At 32.8% G+C, this 2,952-nt stretch carries 2 protein-coding genes; one reads left to right on the top strand and one right to left on the bottom strand.

Features of this window, described 5'->3' with window-relative positions; translation table 11 throughout:
• Positions 1 to 1,283 (top strand): motility associated factor glycosyltransferase family protein (locus AJN70_RS04150; RefSeq protein ID WP_070295519.1); only part of this gene is annotated, 1,283 nt, incomplete at its 5' end.
• 31 nt (positions 1,284 to 1,314) lie between these two features.
• Here the strand turns inward: AJN70_RS04150 and AJN70_RS04145 are convergent.
• On the bottom strand, positions 1,315 to 2,952 hold a 1,638-nt coding region (locus AJN70_RS04145), incomplete at its 5' end, for a flagellin A (RefSeq protein WP_070295518.1).

Below are 2,952 nucleotides of genomic sequence, written 5' to 3'. Positions count from 1 at the left end.
TGCAAGGCATAGAACAATTTGTTTATAACTTACCTCAAATGATTACTCATCCTAGTTATAAAGAATTACTTTCCAAAAGAAAGGGTATAAGTGATACAGCTATCATTGTTTCTACAGGACCATCTCTTACTAAACAACTTCCTTTGTTAAAAAAGTATGCTAATAAAGCTACAATTTTTTGTGCGGATTCTTCTTATCCTATTTTAGCTAAGCATGGTATAAAACCTGATTATGTTTGTATGTTGGAACGCGATGAAATAGTAGCTGAATGTTTTAATAATGATTTTAAAGATTTTGATAAAGACATCATTTTTCTAGTAGCTTCTTTGGTGCATAAAAAAACCATTTCTTATCTTAAAAAAAATAAAAGAAAATACATTTTAATCATAAAAGGCCAGCCTTTTGCGAGATGCTTGGGGCTAGACGATTATGGATATATTAACGCAGGCATGAGTGTATCTCATATGGCTTATGAATTAGCTGAGAATTTAGGACATAACAACATCATTCTCATAGGTCAGGATTTAGCTTATGCCAAAGATGGGCAAACACATTCTCAAGGTTTCATCCATGCTAATTTACACAATGGAGACTATGAAAGGGACTTAGATAGATTTAGCACTACAGCTTATGGAGGAAATGGAAAAGTTCAAAGTTCTGAAATTTGGACACTTTTTAGACAAATTTTTGAAAATTTCATTGCTTTTAGCAAAAGTAAAACTTATAATTGCACTGAAGGAGGTGCTAGGATAGAAAGCGCTATAGAAAAACCTTTTAAAGAACTTTGCGAAAATTTACTCAAAAATAAAAAAGATAAAAAATTTAAAAAATTACAAGTTTTAAATACTAAAGAACAAGTAAAACTCGGATTAAAAATCTATCAAAAAATCAAAAAAAATATGAATTTATCTTTGAATTTTAAAAAAGAGTGTAAAAAAGTTCAAAAACAAATTCACAATCTTACTCATGGAAAGAACAAACTCTCTCTTGAACAAATAAATCAAAATATAGATAAGATCAAAGAAAAACTTTCAAATAAAAAATATCTCTTTTTACAAGAAATTTTAGGCCCTACTTTACATCATGAACAAAGTATATTAACACCTTTATATCTTAAAGATATCAAAGATGATTCCGATAAACAAAATAAACTTTTTGCTTGGGTTTATGCACATGAATCTTTGATGGAAAATATCGTAGAGCTTTTAGAAACTCAAGATAAAAGACTTAAAATCGCTATTTTACCTTTGCAAGACTTTTTAGAAAAGAAAAAAGCACTTTAAAAATCTTAGATGCATAAAAGCATCTAAGAAATCATTGAAGAAGTTTTAAAACATTTTGCTGTACAGCATTAGCTTGGCTCATAGCATAAGAGCCTGATTGTGCTAGGATATTATACTTAGAAAAATTCGCACTCTCACTTGCAAAGTCTACATCTCTTATAGTTGATTCAGCTGCTTTAACATTTACTTGAGTTACAGTGATATTGTTTATGGTAACTTGAAGTTGATTTTGGACCGAACCAATATCGGCTCTGATTTGATCAAGATTTGTTGTAGCTGTTTCTGCTATATCCATCACTGCCATAGCACCTTTAAGTGTGGTAACACCTGCTGTTTCATCTTTTACTCCAAAAGCAGTTGTTTTCATGGTTGCAAACTGAGAAAGTCCGCTTTGACTTGAAAAACCTGAACCTGCAGAAACATTATACACTGCAGAAAGTTGAGAAGCAGCTGAAATAGCTATAGCATTTGCAAAACCTGTAGAATAGTTTTTACCACTACCTACAGAATAACCTGAACCTGCTGAAAATCCACTTCCTTGACTACTCATATAAGCGCTAACAGAAGAATAACCACCTAACATAATTCCTTTATTTGCGGAACCAAATCCCATAGCATCAGCGATATTAGCATCAATTTGTCCTTTTGATTCTCTTAAAGAAACAGAAGCTTGAGAGATAAATTGACTTGCTCCAAAACCTGCAGATTCAAGACCTGTACCGCTTACTAAAATATCTTTACCATCATTTTTAACCAAAGACAAACGACCATAGTTTTCTTTCATATTTGGATTGATAAAAGCACCTCTACCTATATCACCTTCGATTTTAATCCCTCTACCCTCTCTTGAGGTAAGCAAAAGCTGTCCATTAGGATCGATTGAAGCTTCAACCCCTGTAGTATCTTTAACCGAGTTAATCGCAGCAACTAAGGCTCCATTAGCATCACCATCTTTGTATTCTACTTGGCCGATTTTTACCCCATTGATAGTAAAATCATCTGAAGTAGTGCTTGCTCTAACTGCTGATATACCTCTAGTTTCTACTGTAAAAGTAGCCCTAACACCGGTTTTATCAGCACTTTTGTTGATCTCTTCAGCTAAGGCACCAAGTCCTGTTCCAACTGAAGTTGAAATCACAACTTTTTGAAATTTAAAATCATCTATACCATTGTAATTTTTAAGAGTAAGTTGTACTTCACCACTAGATGAAATTCTTCCTCCTGTTTCAAAGCGTGTTAAACCTATCTTAGAAGATTGAGTTGGTCCTATAGTAGCTTTTATAGTTTGATTTGAACTTGCACCGATTTGAAATTCTTGATTGATAAAATTTCCACTTAAAAGTTGTTTACCATTAAATGAAGTAGTATTTGCTATATTATCAAGTTCTTCCATCAAGCGGTTGATATCTGCTTGAAGCATAGTTCTTGTTTTTAAACTTTGTCCATCTTGAGCTGCTTGTGTTGCCTTAGTTTTAATTGTATCTAAGATTTTAAGTTGCTCATCCATAGCCTTATCAGCAGTTTGTAAGATACCTAAAGCATCGTTACCATTAGATATAGCTTGACCTAAAGTATTAGCTTGTGATCTTAAACTATCTGCTATCGCCATCCCTGAAGCATCATCTGCTGCGGAGTTGATTCTAAGACCTGAACTAAGTCTGCTTAAAGA

Origin of the sequence: Campylobacter sp. BCW_4341, from assembly GCF_001764255.1 — a bacterium.
GTDB classification, from domain to species: domain Bacteria; phylum Campylobacterota; class Campylobacteria; order Campylobacterales; family Campylobacteraceae; genus Campylobacter_D; species Campylobacter_D jejuni.
This window is presented reverse-complemented; position numbering and strand designations above follow the sequence as displayed.